This window comes from Paraburkholderia sp. (genome assembly GCF_024281035.1).
In the GTDB taxonomy this organism is placed as follows: Bacteria; Pseudomonadota; Gammaproteobacteria; order Burkholderiales; family Burkholderiaceae; genus Paraburkholderia.
In genome coordinates, this window is the sequence record NZ_JAMXLH010000037.1 from 1 (window position 1) to 19,906 (window position 19,906).

At 65.6% G+C, this 19,906-nt stretch carries 22 protein-coding genes; 13 read left to right on the forward strand and 9 right to left on the reverse strand.

Annotation, left to right across the window (positions count from 1 at the left end; all coding sequences use genetic code 11):
- The first annotated feature begins 52 nt into the window (after window positions 1-52).
- Complete coding sequence (locus Q0L30_RS12900; protein ID WP_296655622.1) at window positions 53-988, forward strand: electron transfer flavoprotein subunit alpha/FixB family protein; 936 nt, start codon at window positions 53-55, stop codon at window positions 986-988.
- A 142-nt stretch (window positions 989-1,130) separates the two neighbouring features.
- On the forward strand, window positions 1,131-2,918 hold the full coding sequence (locus tag Q0L30_RS12905; protein WP_296655625.1) for an acyl-CoA dehydrogenase: 1,788 nt from the start codon (window positions 1,131-1,133) through the stop codon (window positions 2,916-2,918).
- Window positions 2,919-3,024: 106 nt separating this feature from the next.
- On the opposite strand, the gene Q0L30_RS12910 is transcribed toward Q0L30_RS12905, so the two are convergent.
- Complete coding sequence (locus Q0L30_RS12910; protein ID WP_296655629.1) at window positions 3,025-4,311, reverse strand: D-amino acid dehydrogenase; 1,287 nt, start codon at window positions 4,309-4,311, stop codon at window positions 3,025-3,027.
- A 192-nt stretch (window positions 4,312-4,503) separates the two neighbouring features.
- On the opposite strand from Q0L30_RS12910, the gene Q0L30_RS12915 reads away from it, so the two are divergent.
- Both Q0L30_RS12915 and Q0L30_RS12920 read left to right on the forward strand, forming a co-directional pair.
- A complete protein-coding gene (locus Q0L30_RS12915; protein WP_296655632.1) occupies window positions 4,504-4,992 on the forward strand; it encodes an Lrp/AsnC ligand binding domain-containing protein in 489 nt (162 codons plus the stop codon).
- Between the two features lie 136 nt (window positions 4,993-5,128).
- The gene (locus tag Q0L30_RS12920; protein ID WP_296656897.1) at window positions 5,129-6,265 is read left to right on the forward strand and encodes a PA0069 family radical SAM protein; all 1,137 of its coding nucleotides are present in this window, start codon (window positions 5,129-5,131) and stop codon (window positions 6,263-6,265) included.
- Window positions 6,266-6,311: 46 nt separating this feature from the next.
- Here the strand turns inward: Q0L30_RS12920 and Q0L30_RS12925 are convergent, their stop codons facing one another.
- Window positions 6,312-6,776, reverse strand: a complete 465-nt coding sequence (locus Q0L30_RS12925) for an NINE protein (RefSeq protein WP_296655634.1) — start codon at window positions 6,774-6,776, stop codon at window positions 6,312-6,314.
- A gap of 118 nt (window positions 6,777-6,894) precedes the next feature.
- The gene (locus Q0L30_RS12930; RefSeq protein ID WP_296656899.1) at window positions 6,895-7,968 is read right to left on the reverse strand and encodes a PQQ-dependent sugar dehydrogenase; all 1,074 of its coding nucleotides are present in this window, start codon (window positions 7,966-7,968) and stop codon (window positions 6,895-6,897) included.
- On the opposite strand from Q0L30_RS12930, the gene Q0L30_RS12935 reads away from it, so the two are divergent.
- The 7 genes from Q0L30_RS12935 to Q0L30_RS12965 all read left to right on the forward strand — a co-directional run bounded on the left by Q0L30_RS12935 (window position 7,903) and on the right by Q0L30_RS12965 (window position 12,846).
- The gene (locus Q0L30_RS12935) at window positions 7,903-8,250 is read left to right on the forward strand and encodes a hypothetical protein (RefSeq protein ID WP_296656913.1); all 348 of its coding nucleotides are present in this window, start codon (window positions 7,903-7,905) and stop codon (window positions 8,248-8,250) included. The genes Q0L30_RS12930 and Q0L30_RS12935 overlap by 66 nt on opposite strands.
- Before the next feature lie 123 nt (window positions 8,251-8,373).
- Complete coding sequence (gene rpsP / locus Q0L30_RS12940) at window positions 8,374-8,628, forward strand: 30S ribosomal protein S16 (protein WP_293034524.1); 255 nt, start codon at window positions 8,374-8,376, stop codon at window positions 8,626-8,628.
- Window positions 8,629-8,770: 142 nt separating this feature from the next.
- On the forward strand, window positions 8,771-9,532 hold the full coding sequence (gene rimM / locus Q0L30_RS12945) for a ribosome maturation factor RimM (protein WP_296655640.1): 762 nt from the start codon (window positions 8,771-8,773) through the stop codon (window positions 9,530-9,532).
- A gap of 69 nt (window positions 9,533-9,601) precedes the next feature.
- Window positions 9,602-10,369 carry a tRNA (guanosine(37)-N1)-methyltransferase TrmD gene (trmD, locus tag Q0L30_RS12950; protein ID WP_296655642.1) on the forward strand — a complete coding sequence of 256 codons (768 nt, stop codon included), beginning with the start codon at window positions 9,602-9,604 and terminating at the stop codon, window positions 10,367-10,369.
- A gap of 149 nt (window positions 10,370-10,518) precedes the next feature.
- Entirely contained in the window at window positions 10,519-10,914 is a 396-nt protein-coding gene (gene rplS / locus Q0L30_RS12955) for a 50S ribosomal protein L19 (protein ID WP_027795316.1), read from the forward strand.
- Between the two features lie 168 nt (window positions 10,915-11,082).
- Entirely contained in the window at window positions 11,083-11,772 is a 690-nt protein-coding gene (locus Q0L30_RS12960; protein ID WP_296655646.1) for a CoA pyrophosphatase, read from the forward strand.
- A 135-nt stretch (window positions 11,773-11,907) separates the two neighbouring features.
- The gene (locus tag Q0L30_RS12965; RefSeq protein WP_296655649.1) at window positions 11,908-12,846 is read left to right on the forward strand and encodes a CobD/CbiB family protein; all 939 of its coding nucleotides are present in this window, start codon (window positions 11,908-11,910) and stop codon (window positions 12,844-12,846) included.
- An 89-nt stretch (window positions 12,847-12,935) separates the two neighbouring features.
- Here Q0L30_RS12965 and Q0L30_RS12970 read toward each other — a convergent pair whose 3' ends face one another.
- From Q0L30_RS12970 to Q0L30_RS12980, 3 genes are read right to left on the reverse strand one after another with little or no spacing between them, the layout of a single operon-like run.
- Entirely contained in the window at window positions 12,936-13,259 is a 324-nt protein-coding gene (locus tag Q0L30_RS12970; RefSeq protein ID WP_296655651.1) for a DUF2007 domain-containing protein, read from the reverse strand.
- Window positions 13,260-13,272: 13 nt separating this feature from the next.
- The gene (rsgA, locus tag Q0L30_RS12975) at window positions 13,273-14,235 is read right to left on the reverse strand and encodes a ribosome small subunit-dependent GTPase A (protein WP_296655653.1); all 963 of its coding nucleotides are present in this window, start codon (window positions 14,233-14,235) and stop codon (window positions 13,273-13,275) included.
- Window positions 14,232-15,494: a M48 family metallopeptidase gene (locus Q0L30_RS12980; RefSeq protein ID WP_296655655.1), complete on the reverse strand. Its 1,263-nt coding sequence runs from the start codon at window positions 15,492-15,494 to the stop codon at window positions 14,232-14,234. Before Q0L30_RS12980 ends, rsgA begins: the two co-directional genes overlap by 4 nt.
- Window positions 15,495-15,624: 130 nt before the next feature.
- Here Q0L30_RS12980 and orn point away from each other — a divergent pair, with 130 nt between their 5' ends.
- Window positions 15,625-16,266, forward strand: coding sequence for an oligoribonuclease (orn, locus tag Q0L30_RS12985; protein ID WP_296655658.1), 642 nt, complete (start codon window positions 15,625-15,627; stop codon window positions 16,264-16,266).
- A gap of 72 nt (window positions 16,267-16,338) precedes the next feature.
- Here the strand turns inward: orn and mog are convergent, their stop codons facing one another.
- Window positions 16,339-16,962 (reverse strand): molybdopterin adenylyltransferase, encoded by a 624-nt coding sequence (mog, locus tag Q0L30_RS12990; RefSeq protein ID WP_296655661.1) that lies wholly within the window; start codon window positions 16,960-16,962, stop codon window positions 16,339-16,341.
- Window positions 16,949-17,554, reverse strand: a complete 606-nt coding sequence (gene yjgA / locus Q0L30_RS12995; protein WP_296655665.1) for a ribosome biogenesis factor YjgA — start codon at window positions 17,552-17,554, stop codon at window positions 16,949-16,951. Before yjgA ends, mog begins: the two co-directional genes overlap by 14 nt.
- Window positions 17,555-17,837: 283 nt before the next feature.
- Here yjgA and pmbA point away from each other — a divergent pair, with 283 nt between their 5' ends.
- The gene (gene pmbA / locus Q0L30_RS13000) at window positions 17,838-19,208 is read left to right on the forward strand and encodes a metalloprotease PmbA (RefSeq protein ID WP_296655667.1); all 1,371 of its coding nucleotides are present in this window, start codon (window positions 17,838-17,840) and stop codon (window positions 19,206-19,208) included.
- A 120-nt stretch (window positions 19,209-19,328) separates the two neighbouring features.
- Here pmbA and Q0L30_RS13005 read toward each other — a convergent pair whose 3' ends face one another.
- Window positions 19,329-19,826 carry a dihydrofolate reductase gene (locus Q0L30_RS13005; protein ID WP_293046523.1) on the reverse strand — a complete coding sequence of 166 codons (498 nt, stop codon included), beginning with the start codon at window positions 19,824-19,826 and terminating at the stop codon, window positions 19,329-19,331.
- Window positions 19,827-19,906: the final 80 nt, after the last annotated feature.

Sequence of the window (19,906 nt, forward strand, 5' to 3'; positions counted from 1 at the left end):
AGAAGCTGAAGACCGAAGCCAAGGTGCTGTAAGGGTTCAAGGAGATTACGAAATGACGGTTCTGGTTATTGCCGAACATGACAATGCGTCCGTGAAGGCCGCAACGCTGAACACGGTTGCTGCTGCAACGAAGATCGGTGGTGACGTGCACGTGCTGGTTGCGGGCCACAATGCTCAGGGCGCAGCGGATGCCGCTGCAAAGATCGCGGGCGTCGCGAAGGTGCTGCTGGCCGACGCGCCGCAGCTCGAAGCGGGCCTTGCTGAAAACGTCGAGGCGACGGTGCTCGCCATCGCGAAGCAGTACTCGCACATCCTCGCGCCTGCAACGGCTGCGGGCAAGAACGTCGCGCCGCGCATCGCCGCGAAGCTCGACGTCGCGCAGATCAGCGATATCACCGCAGTGGATTCGCCGGACACGTTCGAGCGTCCGATCTACGCGGGCAACGCAATCGCGACGGTTCAGTCGGCCGATCCCATCAAGGTCATCACGGTTCGCATGACGGCGTTCGACGCCGTTGCTGCAGAAGGCGGCAGCGCAGCGGTCGAGAAGCTCGAAGCCGCAGCCGACAGCGGCCTGTCGCAGTTCGTGAGCCGTGAAGTCACGAAGCTCGACCGTCCGGAACTCACGAGCGCAGCCATCATCGTCTCGGGCGGCCGCGGTCTGGGCAGCGGCGAGAACTACACGAAGATCCTCGAGCCGCTCGCCGACAAGCTCAATGCAGCGCTCGGCGCCTCGCGCGCAGCGGTGGATGCGGGCTACGTGCCGAACGACTACCAGGTCGGCCAGACCGGCAAGATCGTCGCGCCGCAGCTGTACATCGCGGTGGGCATCTCGGGTGCGATCCAGCACCTCGCCGGTATGAAGGACTCGAAGGTGATCGTCGCGATCAACAAGGACGAAGAAGCGCCGATTTTCAGCGTCGCCGATTACGGCCTCGTGGGCGATCTGTTCACGCTCGTGCCGGAGCTGGTCAAGGAACTCGGCTGATCGCCAGCGCGGACCAGTGCGACGCTGGATGCAAGGCGCGATGTAACGCGTACTGAGCGCAAGGCATCAGGCACAACAGGAAGGGGCGCTGCGGCGCCCCTTTTTTTACGCCGTTCACAAACAGTGGAGAGAGGAGACCGACATGTACAACGCGCCGACGAGCGACATGCTGTTCGTGATGAAGCACCTGGCGGGCCTCGACGAAATCGCGGCGCTGCCGGACTACGAAGAGGCGACGCCGGAAACGGCCCAGGCCGTGCTCGAAGAGTCGGCGAAGCTGTGCGGCGAAGTGCTCGCGCCGCTCAACGTCGAAGGCGATCGCAATCCGAGCCGCTGGGACAACGGCAAGGTGAGCGCGACGCCGGGCTTCGCCGAGGCGTTTCGCCAGTTCGTCGCGGGCGGCTGGCAGGGCGTGAAGCATCCGCACGCGTACGAAGGCCAGGGGCTGCCGAAGCTGGTGGCGACGCCGTGCGTCGAGATGCTCAACGCGTCGAATCTCTCTTTTGCACTGTGCCCGCTCCTGACCGACGGCGCGATCGAGGCGCTGCTCACGGCCGGCACCGAAGAGCAGAAGCAGCGCTATGTGCCGCGCCTGATTTCCGGCGACTGGACCGGCACGATGAATCTCACGGAGCCGCAGGCCGGTTCCGATCTCGCGGCGGTGCGCACGCGCGCCGAGCCGCAGGGCGACGGCACGTACCGGCTCTTCGGCACGAAGATCTTCATTACGTGGGGCGAGCATGACATGGCCGAAAACATCGTCCATCTGGTGCTCGCGCGCACGCCCGACGCGCCCGCGGGCGTCAAGGGCATCTCGCTCTTCATCGTGCCGAAGTTCCTCGTGAACGACGACGGGTCGCTTGGCGCGCGCAACGACGTGCATTGCGTCTCGATCGAGCACAAGCTCGGCATCAAGGCGAGTCCCACGGCCGTGCTGCAGTACGGCGATCACGGCGGCGCGATTGGCCAGCTCATCGGCGAGGAGAATCGCGGTCTCGAATACATGTTCATCATGATGAACGCCGCGCGTTTTGCGGTGGGCATGCAGGGTGTCGCCGTGTCGGATCGCGCGTACCAGAAGGCCGTCGCCTACGCGAAGGAGCGCGTGCAGAGCCGTCCCGTCGACGGATCGTCGATCGAGGCCGTCACGATCATTCATCATCCGGACGTGCGCCGCATGCTCTCGACGATGCGCGCGCTCACCGAGGCGTCGCGCGCGCTCGCGTACGTTGCGGCAGCGCAGAGCGACCTCGCGCACAGCCATCCCGACGCAGCCGCGCGCGCGCAGCACGAGGCGCGCTACGAATACCTCGTGCCGATCGTGAAGGGCTGGAGCACCGAACTCTCGGTCGAGGTGGCGAGCCTCGGCGTGCAGGTGCACGGCGGCATGGGTTTCATCGAGGAAACGGGCGCCGCGCAGTTCTATCGCGACGCGCGCATCCTGCCGATCTACGAAGGCACGACGGCGATTCAGGCCAACGACCTCATCGGGCGCAAGACGCTGCGTGACGGCGGGGCGGCAGCGAAGGCGCTGATGGCCGATGTCGCGCTGACGGTCGCCGCGCTCGGCGAGCAGGACGGCACGCCGTTCAAGTCGATGCAAAAGCATCTCGCGGCGGGACAACAGGCGCTGGCGTCCGTGGTGGATTACGTGCTCGCGAATGCGAAGCGCGATCCGAACGCGGTGTTCGCGGGCAGCGTGCCGTACTTGATGCTGGCGGGCATCGTGCTGGGTGGCTGGCAGATGGCGCGCGCGATGCTCGCATCGGCGCGTCTGAAGCCGGAGGATCCCGCGTTCCACGGCGCGAAGATCGCGACCGCGCAGTTCTATGCCGAGCATGTGCTGCCGCAGGCCGTGGCGCTCGAAACGGCAATCGTCAGCGCGAAGGGCGACGAAGGCGTGCTGGCGCTGTCGGTGGATCAGTTCTGACTGCGATGTGCGTCGCGACAGACGCCGCAATGAAAACCGGCGCCGCTTCTTGCGAAGTGCGCCGGTTTTGTGTGTGCCGTGGAGCGGCTGCTACGTTATGAGCACATTATGCGTAAGCGGGGCGGCCCGTGCCTTGCGTGTCGCCGAGGTAGCGATGCACGGAGAGGTCGTCGGCGCGGATCGCCGGCTGCTTGCCCGAGATGAGATCGGAGAGCAGCTGGCCCGAACCGCACGACATCGTCCAGCCGAGCGTGCCGTGGCCCGTGTTCAGGAACAGGTTCGACAGCGGCGTGCGGCCCACCACCGGCGTGCCGTCCGGCGTCATCGGACGCAGGCCGGTCCAGAAGGTGGCTTCGGTCGTGTCGCCGCCGCCCGGGAACAGGTCGTTCACGCACATTTCGAGCGTGGCGCGGCGCTTTTCGCGCAGCGTCTTGTCGAAGCCCACGATCTCGGCCATGCCGCCCACGCGGATGCGGTCGTCGAAACGCGTGATCGCAATCTTGTAGGTTTCGTCGAGCACGGTCGACACCGGCGCTTTGTCGGCGTTGACGATCGGCGTGGTGATCGAGTAGCCCTTGAGCGGATAGACGGGGATCTTCACGAGGTTCGCGAGCATCTTCGTCGAGTACGAGCCGAGCGCCACCACATAGGCGTCTGCGCGCACGAGTTCGCTGCCGCACTGCACGCCCGCGATGCGGTCGCCCGTGACGGCGAGACCGTCGATCGGCGTGTTGTAGCGGAATTTCACGCCGAGTTCCTCGGCCATCGCGGCGAGCTTCGTCGTGAACATCTGGCAGTCGCCGGTTTCGTCGCCGGGCAGGCGCAGGCCGCCCGTCAGTTTGTGCGACACCGCGCCGAGCGCCGGTTCGGCGCGCTGGAGTTCGGCAGCGGTGAGCAGCTCGTAGGGGACGTTCGCTTCCTTGAGCACGGCGATGTCCTTCGCCGCGCCGTCGAATTGCTGCTGCGTGCGGAACACTTGAAGCGTGCCGCCCGTGCGGCCTTCGTACTGGATGCCTGTATCGGCGCGCAGCGCCTGCAGACAGTCGCGGCTGTATTCGGCGAGGCGAACCATGCGGCCCTTGTTGAGCGCATAGCGTTCGGCCGAGCAGTTCATCAGCATCTGCCACATCCACTGAAGCTGGAACTTCGTGCCGTCGAGGCGAATGGCGAGCGGAGCATGCTCCTGGAACATCCACTTGACCGCCTTGAGCGGAATGCCCGGCGCGGCCCACGGCGCGGCATAGCCCGGCGAGATCTGACCTGCGTTGGCGAAGCTGGTGTCGAGTGCGGGGCCCTCTTCGCGGTCGATGACGGTGACCTCGTGGCCCGCACGCGCGAGATACCACGCACTGGTCACGCCGACCACACCACTGCCCAAGACGACAACTCGCATAGCTGCTCCGATTCGATTGTTGATGCCACGCCGACTGTGCGCCTGTGCAGGTCAGTTACCGCCCTGGAGGCCCGCTGGATGCGGGAAACAGGAAAAAATACGGTTTAAACGGTGTGGCTAGTAATAACAGCTATGTTATTGTTGAATGTCTAGATTTTGTTATTGTATTTTTGAGATATTCAGGAAAAAGACATGAGAACGCAGCGCCAACCGGTCCGTGCGCTCGACCGGCTCGATCACCGCATCCTCAAGCTGCTCCAGGAGGACGGCCGCATGGCCATGAAGGACCTCGCCGAACAGGTCGGACTCTCGGTTACGCCCTGCATCGAACGGGTCAAGCGCATGGAGCGCGATGGCGTCATCACCGGCTACTACGCGCGCGTGAATCCGGCGGTGCTGGGTGCGGCGCTGCTGGTGTTCGTCGAGATCACGCTCGACCATAAAAGCGGCAACATGTTCGAGAAATTCCGCCGTGAAGTGCAGAAGATCCCCGAGGTGCTCGAATGCCATCTGGTCTCGGGCGACTTCGACTATTTGATCAAGGCGCGCATCGGCGAAATGGCCGACTACCGCAAGCTGCTCGGCGACATCCTGTTGCAGTTGCCCGGCGCCGTGCAGTCGAAGAGCTACGTCGTGATGGAGGAGATCAAGGAGACGCTGATGATCGCCGTCCCTGAGTAACGGCGCTCCGGCGCTCCGGCGCTCCGGGTTTCGGGACGCGAAAGGCCCCTCTTTTTCGGACTCGACAAAGCGGCCATGTACTGTATATTTATACAGTACATGGCCGCTTTTTATCGTTTCGAATTTCCCCGTGAATATCCCCGACCACGATCGCCACGACGATCCCGACGCATGGCAACCCGTCGCGCCGCCCGCGCCGAGGAAGGGGCGCGGCGCGGTCACGAACCTCCAGGGGCGCTACGAAGTGGATCAGCGCGAGGCGTTCGACGACGGCTGGCAGCCGTCTCCGGACGACCCGCTTGACTGTGCGCCCGCGCTCTCCACGCAAGTCTTCGAGGAGCGGGCGAAAACCATCCTCACGCGCAACCAGTCGCCGGATCTTCCGTTCAACGTATCGCTCAATCCCTATCGCGGTTGCGAGCACGGTTGCATCTACTGCTTTGCGCGGCCCACGCACAGCTATCTGGGGCTGTCGCCGGGGCTCGATTTCGAAAGCCGCATCTACGCGAAGATCAACGCGCGCGAACTACTCATGCGCGAGCTATCGAGGCCGTCCTACGAACCCGAACCCATCGCACTCGGCGTCAACACCGACGCCTGGCAGCCCGTCGAGCGCGACTTGCGCATCACGCGCGGCGTAATCGAGGTGCTGGCCGAACGGCAGCATCCGTTCGCGGCGATCACCAAGTCGTCGCTGATCGAGCGCGATCTCGACCTGCTCGTGCCCATGGCGCAGCGGCGGCAATTCATGGCGGCGATCACGATCACGACGCTCGACGCCGGAATCGCCCGCACGCTGGAGCCGCGCGCCGCAGCGCCCGCGCGGCGTCTGCGCACGATCCGTACACTGGCCGAGGCGGGGATTCCGGTCGGCGTGAGCATCGCGCCGGTGATTCCGTTTGTCACGGAACCCGATATGGAACGGGTGCTCGAAGCTTGCGCCGAGGCGGGCGCGACGAGCGCGAGCTACATCGTGCTGCGTCTGCCGTGGGAAGTCGCGCCGCTGTTCCAGCAATGGCTCGCCGCGCATTTTCCGCAGCGCGCCGGGCGCGTGATGAACCGCGTGCGCGACATGCGCGGCGGCAAGGACTACGACGCGTCGTTCTCGCAACGCATGAAGGGCACCGGGCTCTGGTCCGATCTGCTCAAGCAGCGCTTTCGCCAGGCCGTGAAGCGCCTCGGGCTGAACGAGCGGCAACACGGCATCCTCGACATGTCGGCGTTCGTCGGCGCGAAGGTTGCGCGTGAGAAGCCGCAGCTCGATCTGTTCTAGCGCGTGCGTCCGCGTGGTGGCGGGTGTCCGCGTGGGTTGGCGTGCGTTATTGCGAGATCGCCTTGGCGGCTTCGACCTGCGATTCGAAATAGGTTTGGAACGAGAGGGCGAGGCCCGTCATCAGCAGGAAAGCGCCGATCAGGAGCGAAAAGATCACGATTAAAACGACGGTCCAGCCCGAGCGGCTTGTGCGGCCGGTCTGCGCATTGAACTGCGCGTCCCATTTCTCGTCGGGGCGCAAGCCATAGACGATGGCCGCCAGAAACGCCGAGAGCACGGAAACCGCGCCGATCACGGCGAGCGCCCAGCCGGGAATCGAGGCGCGCGCGGTGGCGGCGAGCAGCAGGACGCCGGGGATGCCGATCAGCGTGCCGATGACGTGCGCCCAGCCCCAGACGTCGCGCGGGCCGTACAGATAGAAGCGGTGCGCGCCGAAGCTGCCGAGGAAGCACGCGAGCGCGGCGGTGAGCGTCCTGGAGCGAAAGCGTGCGGGATTGTTTTCGTTGGACATGGGCGGGCGGAGTCGTTGGCGCCGTGGGCGGCGCGGACAATTGGGGATTGTACGTCGCACCCGTGACCGTGCGCGCAACCTGCGGCGAGACCGTACCCGGCGTGCCGCCGCCGTCTGCTTACGGCTTCGTATAGGTCACGCGATAGATCGCGCCCGCGTAGTCGTCGCTGATAAGGAGCGAGCCGTCGGGCAGCGGCAGTACGTCGGCGGGCCGCCCCCATTCGGTTTCGTCGGCGTTGAGCCAGCCTTGTGCGAACACGTGCTCGCGCGCGTTCGTGCCGTCGGCGTTCGCCGTGATCCGTACGACGCGGTAACCGGTTTTCTTGCTGCGGTTCCACGAGCCGTGTTCGGCGATGAAGATGCTGTCGCGATAATCGGGCGGGAACATCGCGCCGGTATAGAAGCGCATGCCGAGCGACGCCACATGCGCGCCGAGCTTCGCGACCGGCGGCGTGAAGCTGCTGCACGGATGACCCGCTCCGAAGTCGGGATCGGCGATATTGCCGCCGTGGCAGTAGGGGAAGCCGAAATCGAGACCGGTGCGTGCGAGGCGGTTGAGCTTGTCGTCGGGGATGTCGTCGCCCATCCGATCGCGGCCGTTGTCGGTGAACCACAGTTCGTGCGTCTGCGGATGCCACGCGAAGCCGACCGAATTGCGTACGCCGCGCGCAATCGTCTCGTAGTGGCTGCCGTCCGGGTCTATGCGGCCGATCATCGCGTAGTGCGTACGCTGCAGATCGTTCGCGGGGAGGCAGACGTTGCACGGCGCGCCTTGCGGCACGTACAGCTTGCCGTCCGGCCCGAACGCGATGAATTTCCAGCCGTGGTGGCGCGCCGCAGGCAGGGCGTTGGTCACGACGACGGGTTTCGGCGGATCTTCGAGATGCGAGTCGATGGCGTCGAAGCGCAGGATCGACGAAATGGCCGAGACATAGAGCGAACCGTCGCGCCACGCCACGCCGACCGGCATCGGCAGCCCCGATGCAATCACATGGCGCCGCACGAGCTTGCCGTCGCGCAGTTCGAGGGCGTAGACGTGGCTGTCCAGGCTGCCGACATAGAGGATGCCGTTGGGCGAAAGCGTCATTTCGCGGGCTGCGGGGACGTCGTCGGAGAGCACTTCGATGTGAAAGCCCGGCGGCAGCGCGATGCGCTCGATTGGCAGCGCCGCGTGTACGAGCGGCGCTGTCAGGGCGAGGAGGGCCGCAAGGGTGGGGAAAAGCGCAGCGGCGCGCGCGCGGCGTGTCAGAATGGCGTCGTCTGTCTCGCGCGGGGCTGCGCGGGCCCGACCGGCCTGGTCAGCAGACGGGGAGCGAACCGGGGAACGATCATCCTGTGGCGTTCCGGCATCGCGCCGCGATTGCGCAATAATGCACACAACAACTCGCAAAACAACCCGCACAGCTGGCCCAAAGCGCCCAACGAGCCGCAGCAGCGCCGTGAGAGCCCGCACGCAGCGGCCATCCGTCCGTGATCGACTGCCATTCATCGCACTCTCCCGCTCGGTTTTCCCAGTTAAGTGTTTGTTATGGCTTCGGTTTCGGGATATAATCGCCGGTTTCAGTGGTTCCGAACCCCGGTTTTCAAGGATTCTAGTATGGTCATCATCCGTCTGGCACGCGGCGGCTCGAAGAAGCGCCCTTTCTACAACATCGTCGCAACCGACTCGCGCAATCGCCGCGACGGCCGTTTCATCGAGCGCGTGGGCTTCTACAACCCGGTCGCGACCAAGGGTGAAACGCTTCGCATCGCGCAAGACCGCGTGACGTACTGGCAAGGCGTTGGCGCACAACTGTCGCCGGCCGTCGAGCGTCTCGTGAAGGAATCGCAAAAGGCGACGGTTGCTGCTTAATTGCGGCGTTCGTGTCTTTTTGCCGACTGGTTTTACGCACGCACGCGCAGCATGAGCCGCGCGTGCGTGTTGGTTTTACAGCAGGGTTTGCAGCGGATTTCGCCGCAGGCTTTGCCAAGTGAGTGGGTTGTGAGGTTCGCCGATGCATGACGACGCAAAAGCGGACGCACCAGCCGCTGATAAATCACCTGACACGGCGGCCGGCAAAGCGGTCGACAAGCCGCGCCAGGGCGCAGCCGATGAGGCCGGGCGCCGCGCTGCACCGTCCTTCGGGGCGTTCGTGCGCAAGCCTGCGCGCGAAGGCGCGGCAGGCGCGAGCGGCAAAGCTGCGGCAGCCGTGGCTGAAGGTCTGCGCCCCGAAACCGAGGCGAGCTTTCCGGCGGACGCGCTCGAAGTGGGCGCCGTGGTCGATGCTTACGGTCTCAAGGGCTGGGTGAAAGTCGCGCCGCACGCGCAGGGCGGCGGCGCGTTGCTCTCGGCGAAGCGCTGGTGGCTCGTCAAGGGCCGCGAGCGGCAGTCGACGGCGCGTGTTGCCGCGAAAGTGCACGGTGACAGCGTCGTCGGGCAGCTTGCCGGCGTAGCCGACCGCGACGCCGCGATGCTGCTGCGCGGTTCGCGCATCTACGTGAGCCGCGCCGAATTCCCCGCTCCCGCAGCCGACGAGTATTACTGGGTCGACCTGATGGGTCTCGATGTCGCCAACGAGGCGGGCGTCGAACTCGGCAAGGTCGCCGACCTGATCGACAACGGTGCGCATTCGGTGTTGCGCATCGAGTATCCGTCGACGGGCAAGGACGGCAAGCCGGCCACCGGCGAGCGGCTGATTCCGTTTGTTGGCGCGTATGTCAAGACGGTGGACCTGACGGCGAAGCGCATTGTCGTCGACTGGGAAGCCGATTACTGATCACGCAACTGAGCCCGCGCCGTTGTTTTGTACACCGCTTTGTACACATTTCGCTGACTGGAGAGGGCGATGCAGTTCGATGTCGTGACGCTCTTTCCCGAGATGTTCCGCGCGCTGACCGACTGGGGCATTACCAGCCGGGCGGTAAAGCAGGCGCGTTATGGTCTGCGCACGTGGAATCCGCGCGATTTCACGACCGATAACTACCGCACGATCGACGATCGTCCGTACGGCGGCGGCCCCGGCATGGTGATGCTGGCGAAGCCGCTGGAAGAGGCGATCGGCGCGGCGAAAGCCGCGCAGGCGCAGGCGGGCTTGCCCGCGCCGCGCGTGTTGCTGATGTCGCCGCAAGGCGCGCGCCTCACGCACGAGCGTGTGATGGAGTTCGCGGCCGAACCCGGGCTCGTGCTGCTGTGCGGCCGTTACGAAGCGATCGACCAGCGTCTTGTCGACCGTTGCGTCGACGAGGAAGTGAGTCTCGGCGACTTCGTGCTGTCGGGCGGCGAATTGCCCGCGATGGCGCTGATGGATGCCGTCGTGCGGCAGCTGCCGGGTGTGCTCAACGATGCGCAGTCGGCGGTGCAGGACAGCTTTGTCGACGGTCTGCTCGACTGTCCGCATTACACGCGCCCCGAGGAATACGACGGCGTGCGCGTGCCCGATGTGCTGCTTGGCGGCCATCATGCGGAAATCGAGCAGTGGCGCCGCCGCGAGGCGCTGCGCAATACGTGGAACAAGCGGCCCGATCTGATCGAGCGGGCCAGAAAGAACAAGATGCTGAGCCGTGCCGACGAGGCATGGCTTGCTAGTCTCGCGAAAGGTCCGGGCGAAGCGTAAGGCTTCGGACGGGCGCGCCGCGAGGCGCCCAGGCGGCGCCGCTTCATGCGTGAACGGCGCCAGTTGTGAACCCATCCTCTATCGGGGCCGTGGCTGCCGGAATCCGGCACAGGTGCGAACGCCGACAAGATGGCTTTTGGAGTGTATCCATGAACCTGATTGAAAAACTCGAACAGGAAGAAATCCAGCGCGTGCTGGGCGAGAAGACCATCCCCGAATTCGCCCCCGGCGATACGGTGATCGTCAACGTGAACGTGGTTGAAGGTAACCGCAAGCGCGTTCAGGCATACGAAGGCGTCGTGATCGCGAAGCGTAACCGCGGCCTGAACTCGTCGTTCATCGTGCGCAAGATCTCGTCGGGCGAAGGCGTCGAGCGTACGTTCCAGACGTACTCGCCGCTCTTGGCCAGCATCGTTGTGAAGCGTCGCGGCGACGTGCGTCGCGCGAAGCTCTACTACCTGCGCAACCTGTCGGGCAAGAAGGCTCGCATCAAGGAAAAGCTGGTGTCGAAAGACCGCGCAGCCGCTCCGGGCGAGCAAGCGTAAAAGCTGTAAGAAAAAGCACCCTCCGGGGTGCTTTTTTCGTTTTCGACGCAAAATATTTGCCATGCAGGACAGTTCGCTCCGCCACCTTGCCAACGGCCGCCAAGGGCCACCCGCGGCAGGGAAGTGCGGATCATCCGCACCCCGGGTGCGTGTATTTCGAGAGAACCGTTGATTCGCCCAGTTTTTGAACCTGAAAGCTTGCCGATCGAATCGACCGGCGCCAGGCTGCCGCTCGTGGCCGCCGAGCGGCTCACGCCACCGGGTTTGCGCGCGCGCTTCGAACAGAGCCTGCCGTGGGATCCCGAGCCGCAGGAAGCCGCGCTGTTCGACGTGCGCGATCCGCGCCGCGCTGCGGTGCTGATGCCGCTCGCGATGCGAGAGTCGGGCGTGACGGTGCTGCTCACGCAGCGCGCCGATCACCTGAGCAACCATGCGGGCCAGGTGAGCTTTCCGGGCGGCAGTCTCGAACCCGCCGATCCCACCCCGATTGCCGCCGCGCTGCGCGAGGCGCATGAGGAAGTGAATCTCGATCCGGCGCGCGTCGAAGTGCTCGGCGCGCTGCCCGACTACCTGACCGGCACGGGCTTTCGCGTGACGCCGGTGGTCGGCCTCGTGCACGAGCCGTTCAGTCTCGCCGCCGACGCGCTCGAAGTGGCGGAGATCTTCGAAGTGCCGCTCAGCTTCCTCATGGATCCCGCGCATCATCAGGTACGCGTGCTGCGCTGGGCGGGCGGCGAGCGCCGTTTTTTCGCGATGCCGTATTCTGGCGCCGATGCGGGCGGCATACTCGCGCCGCATTTTATCTGGGGTGCGACGGCGGGCATGCTGCGCAACTTCTACCGCTTCCTGTTGGCCTGATACCGTGCCGTGCGCGCAAACACCACAGCGTTTTTGCGCCGTAGTGTTGTAGGTTTGCCTCCCGCGCTCAGGCACATCTGGCCCTGTGATATCGTTGCAACCAACTTTACAACCACAAATCGCACGGCGCGTCGCATGACCTTCTTCTCCGTATTGCTCGCTCTCGTCATCGAACAGATGCGGGCGCTTTCGCCGAACAACCCCATCATGGGTCTCGTGCGCCTCAATGCGGAATGGGCGGCGCACGGCTTCGACGCCGGCAAGCCGAAGCACGGTCTGATCGCCTGGCTCGTCGTCGTGCTGCCGTGGACGCTCGTCACGGCGCTCGTCTACTACGTGCTCTATCACATCAGCTTCGTGCTGGCGTTCCTGTGGAACGTGGTGGTGGTGTACCTCACGCTCGGCTTCCGGCAGTTCAGCCACTATTTCACCGACATTCACCTCGCGCTCAACAACGACGACCTGCCGCACGCCCGCGAAGTGCTGCAGGAGTGGACCGGCATGGACACCGTCGACATGCCCGCGAGCGAGATCGTGCGCCACACGCTGATCCACGCGGTGGTGGCGTCGCACCGGCACGTCTTCGGCGTGTTTTTCTGGTTTCTCGTGCCGATCGGCCCGGCTGGCGCCGTGCTGTACCGCATCGCCGAATATCTCGCGCGCGAGTGGTCGCGCCCCACCGGCGAGCGCAGCGAACCGTTCTCGAACGTCGCGCAGCAATTGTTCTTCGTGATTGACTGGGTCCCCGCGCGCCTTACGTCGCTCGGTTTTGCGATCGTCGGCAATTTCGAAGATGCGATCTACGCCTGGCGCAATCATGCGAACCAGTGGCCCGACACCAACGAAGGCGTGTTGCTCGCGGCGGGCAGCGGCGCGCTGGGCGCGCGCCTGTCGGGGCCGCTTGCCGAGCCGTCCAGCCTCGACGAGCTCGCCACGCCGGGCGAGGGCGGTCCGTACACGTTCGGCGACGACTGCACGCCGCGTACGCTCCAGTCGGCTGTCGGCCTCGTGTGGCGCGCCGTGATTCTGTGGATGATCCTGCTGCTCATGGTCACGATCGCCCTGTGGTTCTGAGCTTCTGAGCTTCGGCGCTTTCTGACGCTTACATGCAAACGGCCCGCTTCGAGCGGGCCGTTTGCATGATGTGCCGTGATTCTGTGCCGTCATTCGTCGCGCACGTCGCGCTCCCGCCCGCACTGCCAGCAGACCGTGAACTGAGCCTCCAGCGTTTCGCCGCAGCGCGGGCAACGCCAGGAAGGCGCGCCGGCGGGCGGCCCGCTCTTCGCTTCGTCGATGAGGCGAAGCGCGAGCGTTTCGTCGCGTTCGTCGACGAGCCAGATTTCCGGCGCGCACTGCTCGGCAGGAATCTCGCCCATCGCGCCGCTCAGGTAGCGGTTGTGCAGCTCGCACGGCACGCCCGCCGTTTCGAGGATGTTCATCCAGTGCTGGGCGATCAGCAGGTTCGGAGCGCGTACGAGCTTGAGCATGGTATTGGCCCGTTCAGCGCACGATCTGGCTGATCTCGTGCATGAGCTGCGCGTAGAGCGCCTGGCGCTCCGGCGCGACGCGGCCGTCGTCGATCGCTTCGAGCACCGCGCAGCCCGGCTCGTGCAGGTGATGGCAGTTGTAGAAGCGGCAGTGCGCGAGCAACGGCCGGAACTCGGGGAATGCGCGCTCGAGCCGGCCTTCGGTCAGGTGATAGAGGCCGAACTCCTGGAACCCCGGCGAATCGATCAGCGCGCCGTCGCTGGCTGCTCCGTCATCCGGCAGCTTGTAGAGGCGCGTGAACGTCGTCGTGTGGCGGCCGCTGTTGAGCGCCGTCGAAATCTCGCGCGTGGCCGCCTCGGCGTCGGGGATCAGCAGGTTCACGAGCGTCGACTTGCCCATGCCCGATTGCCCCAGCAGGATCGTCGCGTGGCCGTGCAGATGCTCGGCGAGCGTCGCGCGCGCCGCTTCCGGCTGGCCTTTCACCGACACTTCGAGCACCGTGTAACCGAGCGCCCGATAGCGTTCGAGCCGCGTGCGCGCAAGCGGCAGCGCGGCTTCCACGTCGATCTTGTTCAGCACGATCAGCGGCTTGAGGTCGTTGGCTTCGGCGGCCACGAGCGCGCGACCCAGCAGATCCTCGCTGAAGTGCGGCTCGGTGGCGAGCACGATCAGCAACTGGTCGAGGTTCGCGGCAAAGAGCTTCGACTTGTACTGGTCGGAGCGATAGAGCAGGTTGCGCCGCTCGCCGATCGCGACGATCACGCCCTGGTCGGCCGAGGTCGACTGGTACTCGACGCGGTCGCCCACGGCCACCTCGCTCTTCTTGCCGCGCGGGAAGCACTGGAGCGGCGCGCCGCCGTCCTCGGGCGCCACGAGATAGTGGCGGCCGTGCGCGGCGATCACGAGCCCGTGCAGCGTGTTCCCGGCAGTACCTTTCGCGCCGCCTGCGCTGCCCTTCGAGACGCGCCGGTTCATGCGTGCGCGAGCAGCCGGTCGATCCGCTGCGAGGCGGGCGGGTGCGAGTAGTAGAACGCGGTGTAGACGGGATCGGGCGTCAGCGTCGACGCGTTGTCCTCGTAAAGCTTCACGAGCGCGCTGACGAGGTTCTGGGCGTCGGTTTGCGTCGCCGCGAAGGCATCGGCTTCGAATTCGTGTTTGCGCGAGCTGAGGCTGCCGAGCGGCGTCACGAAGAACAGGAACACCGGCACGGCGAGGAAGAACAGCACGAGCGCAAGCCCTTCGTTGCCGCCGAGCAGCGACGGCCGCACGCCAAGCCCTTCGTAGAACCACACGCGCTGCGACAGCCACCCGAGCAGCGCGAGCAGCGCGAGGCTGATCGCAAACGTCACGGCCATGCGCTTGACGACGTGCCGGCGCTTGAAGTGCCCGAGTTCGTGCGCGAGCACGGCCTCGATCTCGCTGCCTGACAGGCGTTCGAGCAGCGTGTCGAAGAACACGATGCGCTTGGCCGCGCCGAAGCCCGTGAAGTAGGCGTTGCCGTGCGCCGAACGGCGGCTGCCGTCCATCACGAAGAGACCCTTGGCGGCGAAGCCGCAGCGCTGCATCAGTGCTTCGATGCGCGCGCGCAGCGCTTCGTCCTTGAGCGGCTCGAACTTGTTGAAGAGCGGCGCGATGAGGCTCGGATAGAGCACGAGCACGAGCATCTGGAACGCGACCCAGACGACCCACGTCCACAGCCACCAGAGGCTGCCCGCCTGCTGCATGAGCCACAGCACGACGAAGAGGAGCGGAATGCCGAAGAGCGCGCCGATCAGGAGACCCTTGATGCGGTCGACGAAGAACATGCGCTTCGTCATGCGGTTAAAGCCGAAGCGCTCTTCGATCACGAACTGCCGGTAATAGTCGAGCGGCAGTTCCACGATGCCGCTGACGGCGAGCACCGCCGCAACGAGCGCCATCTGCCCGACGTAACTGCGGCCGAGCCAGCCCGAGATGCCGAAATCGAGCGCCTGCACGCCGCCAAGCAGCGTCAGCACGATCAGCACTACGGCGGAGAGCAGGATTTCGAGCACGCCGAGCCGCGTGCGCGTGATCGTGTAGTCGGCGGCGCGCTGGTGGGCGGAGAGCGGGATCGTGGCCGAGAATTGCGCGGGCACCGCGCCGCGGTGCGCGGCGACGAATCGCACCTGGCGCGAGGCGAGCCAGAGTTTGGTCGCGACCATGGCGACCGCTGCGATCACGAAGAGGGCACTGAAGATCAGCGCAGGAGACATATTGGGCATCCGGGGGATCCGTAGTATCTATGCGAGAATTATATGTTCTAGTCGGCTGTGCTACTCATCCTCGCGCATTTCGCGCGTCGACAGCGCGCAGCTGCGTCCTTACCGATCCGGGTTGCAACTCATGACAGATACAAATTCCGCCACGTCGAACGGCGAGGCACCGCTTATCGAACGCACCGACATGAACCTGATCTGGCTCGACATGGAGATGACCGGGCTCGATCCCGACAACGACCGGATCATCGAAATTGCCGTGGTCGTGACGAATTCGACGCTCGACAAGGTGGTGGAAGGTCCGGTGCTGGCGATCCATCAGACCCCGGCCGATCTCGACCGCATGGACGAGTGGAACCGCAATACGCACGGCCGCTCGGGCCTGATCGAGCGCGTGCGCGCCTCGACGGTGACCGAGGAAAGCGCCACCGAGCAGATTCTCGCGTTTCTGTCGCAATACGTTCCGCCGGGCAAGTCGCCAATGTGCGGCAACTCGATCTGTCAGGACCGCCGCTTCATGGCGCGCTGGATGCCGACGCTCGAGCGTTTCTTCCACTACCGCAATCTCGACGTGAGCACGCTCAAGGAGCTGTGCCGCCGCTGGCAGCCCGCGATCTACAAGGGCTTCCAGAAGCGCGCGATGCATACGGCGCTCGCCGACATCCACGAATCGATCGACGAACTCAAGTACTACCGCGAGCATTTCCTCGTGCCGGCTGCGTCAGGCGCGGCGCCGGAAGGCGAACCGGCGGGCGGCGTGGCGAAGTGAGCGTGCCGCGCCGGGCTCGCCCGGCGCACGGCAGTCAGGCGCTCCTCACGCCGCTTATGCCCCTCACGCAAGTTATGCGCGCGGCGCGCGCTGCGCGCTCTTCGGGCGGAACGCCGCGACGACTTTCGGATCGGTTTCGATATACGGTCCGCCGATCAAGTCGATGCAGTACGGCACCGCCGCGAAGATGCCCGGCACTTTCACCGCGCCGGTTTCGTCGCGCAGACCTTCCAGCGTTTCCTTGATCGACTTCGGCTGACCCGGCAGGTTGATGATCAGCGCCGAGTGGTCCTCGGTCTCGCGGATCACGGCCACCTGGCGTGACAGGATCGCCGTCGGCACGAAATTCAGGCTGATCTGGCGCATCTGCTCGCCGAATCCCGGCATTTCCTTCGTTGCGACCGCGAGCGTCGCCTCGGGCGTCACGTCGCGTCGCGCCGGGCCCGTGCCGCCCGTCGTCAGAACGAGGTCGCAGCCAACGCCGTCCACGAGCGCCGTGAGCGTCGCCGAGATGGTCGCGGCGTCGTCGTGAATCAGGCGCGTTTCCGCTCGCCAGGGCGACTTAAGCACCGCGCCGAGCCATTCCATCAGCGACGGAATCCCCTTGTCCTCGTAGACGCCCGCGCTCGCGCGGTCGCTGACCGACACGAGGCCGATCACCAGTTCGTCCGGATGGTTGCGCTCAGGCTTCGTCATCGCCGGCATCCTCTTGTGCGTCGTGGTCTTCCTCGTCGCCTTCGGCCGCACCGCTCGCGGTCTTGATCCACTGGAACAGTTCGCGGTAGTACTTCGGCGGACGGCCTTGCTGCTGCTCGCGGCGCACGTTGCGGATCAGCGTGCGGCCTTCCTGCGGATCGGCGGCGGGATGCTGGCGGATGAAGTCGGTGAGCGCTGCGTCGTCGGCGAGCAGTTTCTCGCGGGTGCGCTCGATCCAGTGCAGGCGCGCCGTGGCGGCCTTGTTCACGCCGCGGTGCTCGTCGAGCGCGGTGCGCAGCGCAGCCGTTTCGGCTTCGGTCAGGCCGCGCATCATGCGGCCCACGTACTGGAGCTGGCGGCGCTTGCCTTCGTGGTCGGTAATCCGGCGCGCCTCGTGGACGGCGTCCGCGAGATCCTCGGTCATCGGCATGCGCTTGAGGGCGTCTTTCGGCAGCTCGACGAGCGCCGTGCCCAGTTCCTGGAGCGCTTCCATTTCGCGCTTGATCTGCGACTTGCTCGGGCGGTCGTAGCCGTTGTCGTCGTCTGCGGCGGCAGCGTCGTTTATCGGTTGAATGCGGGTTTTGCGTTTCATGGGCGGTATTGTAGCGTGCCGGGGCGGCGCGGCCGCACGCGCAGGCGCTGCCTGCGGTGGCCCGAAACCGCCCGAATCAGGCCGAATCAGGCAGATGCCGCCGCGCGCAGCCCGGAACGGACCGCGCCTGGAGGCCGAGGCGCGTTTTCGTCGCTGCCCGACTGCGGTGGAGAACCGGATACCTTGCTATGATCGCGGGATGCGCCAAGGGCGCCGAATCAACCGACACACGACACCAGCGGGCCCCGGTCATTCATGGGCCCAGAACCGGACAGTAACGACAATGGCAGCAGACATCGAAGCCCGGCAGCGCTTTTTCCCGCACACCCAGGACGAACTGAAGGAGATCGCGTCGGACATCCTTCGTCACGCGAAGGCGCTCGGTGCGAGCGACGCGGCGACGGAAATTTCCGAAGGCGACGGGCTGTCCGTCTCCGTGCGGCGCGGTGAAGTCGAAACCATCGAGCACAATCGCGACAAGATGGTCGGCGTGACCGTCTATATCGGCAACAAGCGCGGCAATGCGAGCACCTCGGACTTCTCGCCGCAGGCGCTCAAGGACACGGTCGCAGCCGCGTACAACATCGCGCGCTTCACCGCCGACGACGACTGCGCGGGCCTCGCCGAGCGCGATCTGCTCGAAACGTCGCCGCGCGACCTCGATCTCTATCACCCGTGGAATCTTTCGGCGGAGGAAGCCGTCGAGATCGCCCGCCGCGCCGAAGACGCCGCGTTCGCCACCGATCCGCGCGTGAAGAACTCGGAAGGCGCGAGCGTTTCCGCGCAGCACTCGCAGTTCGTGCTCGGTACGACGGGCGGCTTCCTGCACGGCTATCCGTATTCGCGCCACTACGTTTCGTGCGCGCCGATCGCGGGCGAAGGCCGCCACATGCAGCGCGACGACTGGTACACGTCGCGGCGCAGCGCAAGCGAGCTGGCTTCGCCCGAAGCCGTCGGCCGCTACGCCGCCGAGCGCGCGCTGTCGCGCCTGAACGCACGCGGCCTCGATACGCGCAAGGTGCCGGTGCTGTTCGAGGCGCCGCTCGCGGCCGGGCTGCTCGGCGCGTTCGTGCAGGCGACGAGTGGCGGCGCGCTCTATCGCAAGACGTCGTTCCTCGTCGACAGCCTCGGCACGCAGGTGTTCGCGCCGCATATCCAGATCGTCGAGGATCCGCATGTGGCGCGCGCAGCGGGCAGCGCACCGTTCGACGAAGAGGGCGTGCGCACGCATCGCCGCGAAGTCGTGAAGGACGGCATCGTGCAGGGTTATTTCCTGTCGTCGTATTCGGCGCGCAAGCTCGGCATGCAGACCACCGGCAACGCGGGCGGCTCGCACAACCTGCAGTTGAAGAGCTCGCTGACCGAGCCCGGCGACGACTTCGAGGAAATGCTCAGGAAGCTCGGCACCGGTCTGCTGCTGACGGAACTCATGGGGCAGGGCGTGAACTTCGTGACGGGCGACTATTCGCGCGGCGCGTCGGGCTTCTGGGTCGAGAACGGCAAGATCCAGTATCCCGTGGAAGAGATCACCGTGGCCTCGACGCTGCAGGAGATGTTCCACCATATCGTCGCCGTGGGCGCGGATACGCTTGCGCGCGGCACCCGGCAGACCGGCTCGGTGCTGATCGAGCGGATGACGGTGGCGGGGCAATAACGCGGCTTTCGGTCTGAATTCGGCCTGAATTCGGCCTGAACCAACGCAAACGGCACGCTTTTCAGCGTGCCGTTTTTGTTTGTGCTTGCCTGTGAGCGGCATGTGCTTAAGAGCAGTGTGTCAGTCGCGGCGTTCGTAAGTCACGAACGCGAAGTCGAAGTCATTGGGCGGATTGGCGTGCAGCGTCTCGCGCGACGTTTCGCGCCACAGCGCGGGGTCGGGCGCGGGGAAACTGGCATCGCCCTTGAAGTCGGCGGCGATTTCGGTGACCACGAGCTTGTGGGCAAGCGCGAGCCCGTCTGCGTAAAGCTGCGCGCCGCCGATCAGAAAGGCCTCGGGCGCCTCGTCCTGCGCCGCGAGCGCGAGCGCCGCTTCGAGGCTCGTCACCGTGTCGCAGCCGGGAAAGCGCTTCGAGCCGTCGCGCGTGACGACGATGTTGCGCCGTCCGGGCAGCGCGCGGCCGATCGATTCGTGCGTCTTGCGGCCCATGACGATGGGCGCGCCCATCGTGGTCCGTTTGAAGAAGGCGAGATCTTCGGGCAGCCGCCAGGGCAGTTCGTTGTCGCGGCCGATCACGCCGTTGCGGGCGCGCGCGACGATTACCGTGAGGGTTGTCATCGAATGGAGCAGAGGGTTGGGAACATCGCCCCGATTTTACCCGAGCGCCGCTTTGCCTCTCTCGTGTGCTCGCCTCGGAC

Excerpts from the sequence above, each read along its gene's own strand:
- Q0L30_RS12900 (WP_296655622.1), top strand. The coding sequence starts at position 53 with ATGACGGTTCTGGTTATTGCCGAACATGACAATGCGTCCGTGAAGGCC.
- Q0L30_RS12905 (WP_296655625.1), top strand. The coding sequence starts at position 1,131 with ATGTACAACGCGCCGACGAGCGACATGCTGTTCGTGATGAAGCACCTG.
- Q0L30_RS12910 (WP_296655629.1), bottom strand. The coding sequence starts at position 4,311 with ATGCGAGTTGTCGTCTTGGGCAGTGGTGTGGTCGGCGTGACCAGTGCG.
- Q0L30_RS12915 (WP_296655632.1), top strand. The coding sequence starts at position 4,504 with ATGAGAACGCAGCGCCAACCGGTCCGTGCGCTCGACCGGCTCGATCAC.
- Q0L30_RS12925 (WP_296655634.1), bottom strand. The coding sequence starts at position 6,776 with ATGTCCAACGAAAACAATCCCGCACGCTTTCGCTCCAGGACGCTCACC.
- rpsP (WP_293034524.1), top strand. The coding sequence starts at position 8,374 with ATGGTCATCATCCGTCTGGCACGCGGCGGCTCGAAGAAGCGCCCTTTC.
- rimM (WP_296655640.1), top strand. The coding sequence starts at position 8,771 with ATGCATGACGACGCAAAAGCGGACGCACCAGCCGCTGATAAATCACCT.
- trmD (WP_296655642.1), top strand. The coding sequence starts at position 9,602 with ATGCAGTTCGATGTCGTGACGCTCTTTCCCGAGATGTTCCGCGCGCTG.
- rplS (WP_027795316.1), top strand. The coding sequence starts at position 10,519 with ATGAACCTGATTGAAAAACTCGAACAGGAAGAAATCCAGCGCGTGCTG.
- Q0L30_RS12965 (WP_296655649.1), top strand. The coding sequence starts at position 11,908 with ATGACCTTCTTCTCCGTATTGCTCGCTCTCGTCATCGAACAGATGCGG.
- Q0L30_RS12970 (WP_296655651.1), bottom strand. The coding sequence starts at position 13,259 with ATGCTCAAGCTCGTACGCGCTCCGAACCTGCTGATCGCCCAGCACTGG.
- rsgA (WP_296655653.1), bottom strand. The coding sequence starts at position 14,235 with ATGAACCGGCGCGTCTCGAAGGGCAGCGCAGGCGGCGCGAAAGGTACT.
- Q0L30_RS12980 (WP_296655655.1), bottom strand. The coding sequence starts at position 15,494 with ATGTCTCCTGCGCTGATCTTCAGTGCCCTCTTCGTGATCGCAGCGGTC.
- orn (WP_296655658.1), top strand. The coding sequence starts at position 15,625 with ATGACAGATACAAATTCCGCCACGTCGAACGGCGAGGCACCGCTTATC.
- mog (WP_296655661.1), bottom strand. The coding sequence starts at position 16,962 with ATGACGAAGCCTGAGCGCAACCATCCGGACGAACTGGTGATCGGCCTC.
- yjgA (WP_296655665.1), bottom strand. The coding sequence starts at position 17,554 with ATGAAACGCAAAACCCGCATTCAACCGATAAACGACGCTGCCGCCGCA.
- pmbA (WP_296655667.1), top strand. The coding sequence starts at position 17,838 with ATGGCAGCAGACATCGAAGCCCGGCAGCGCTTTTTCCCGCACACCCAG.
- Q0L30_RS13005 (WP_293046523.1), bottom strand. The coding sequence starts at position 19,826 with ATGACAACCCTCACGGTAATCGTCGCGCGCGCCCGCAACGGCGTGATC.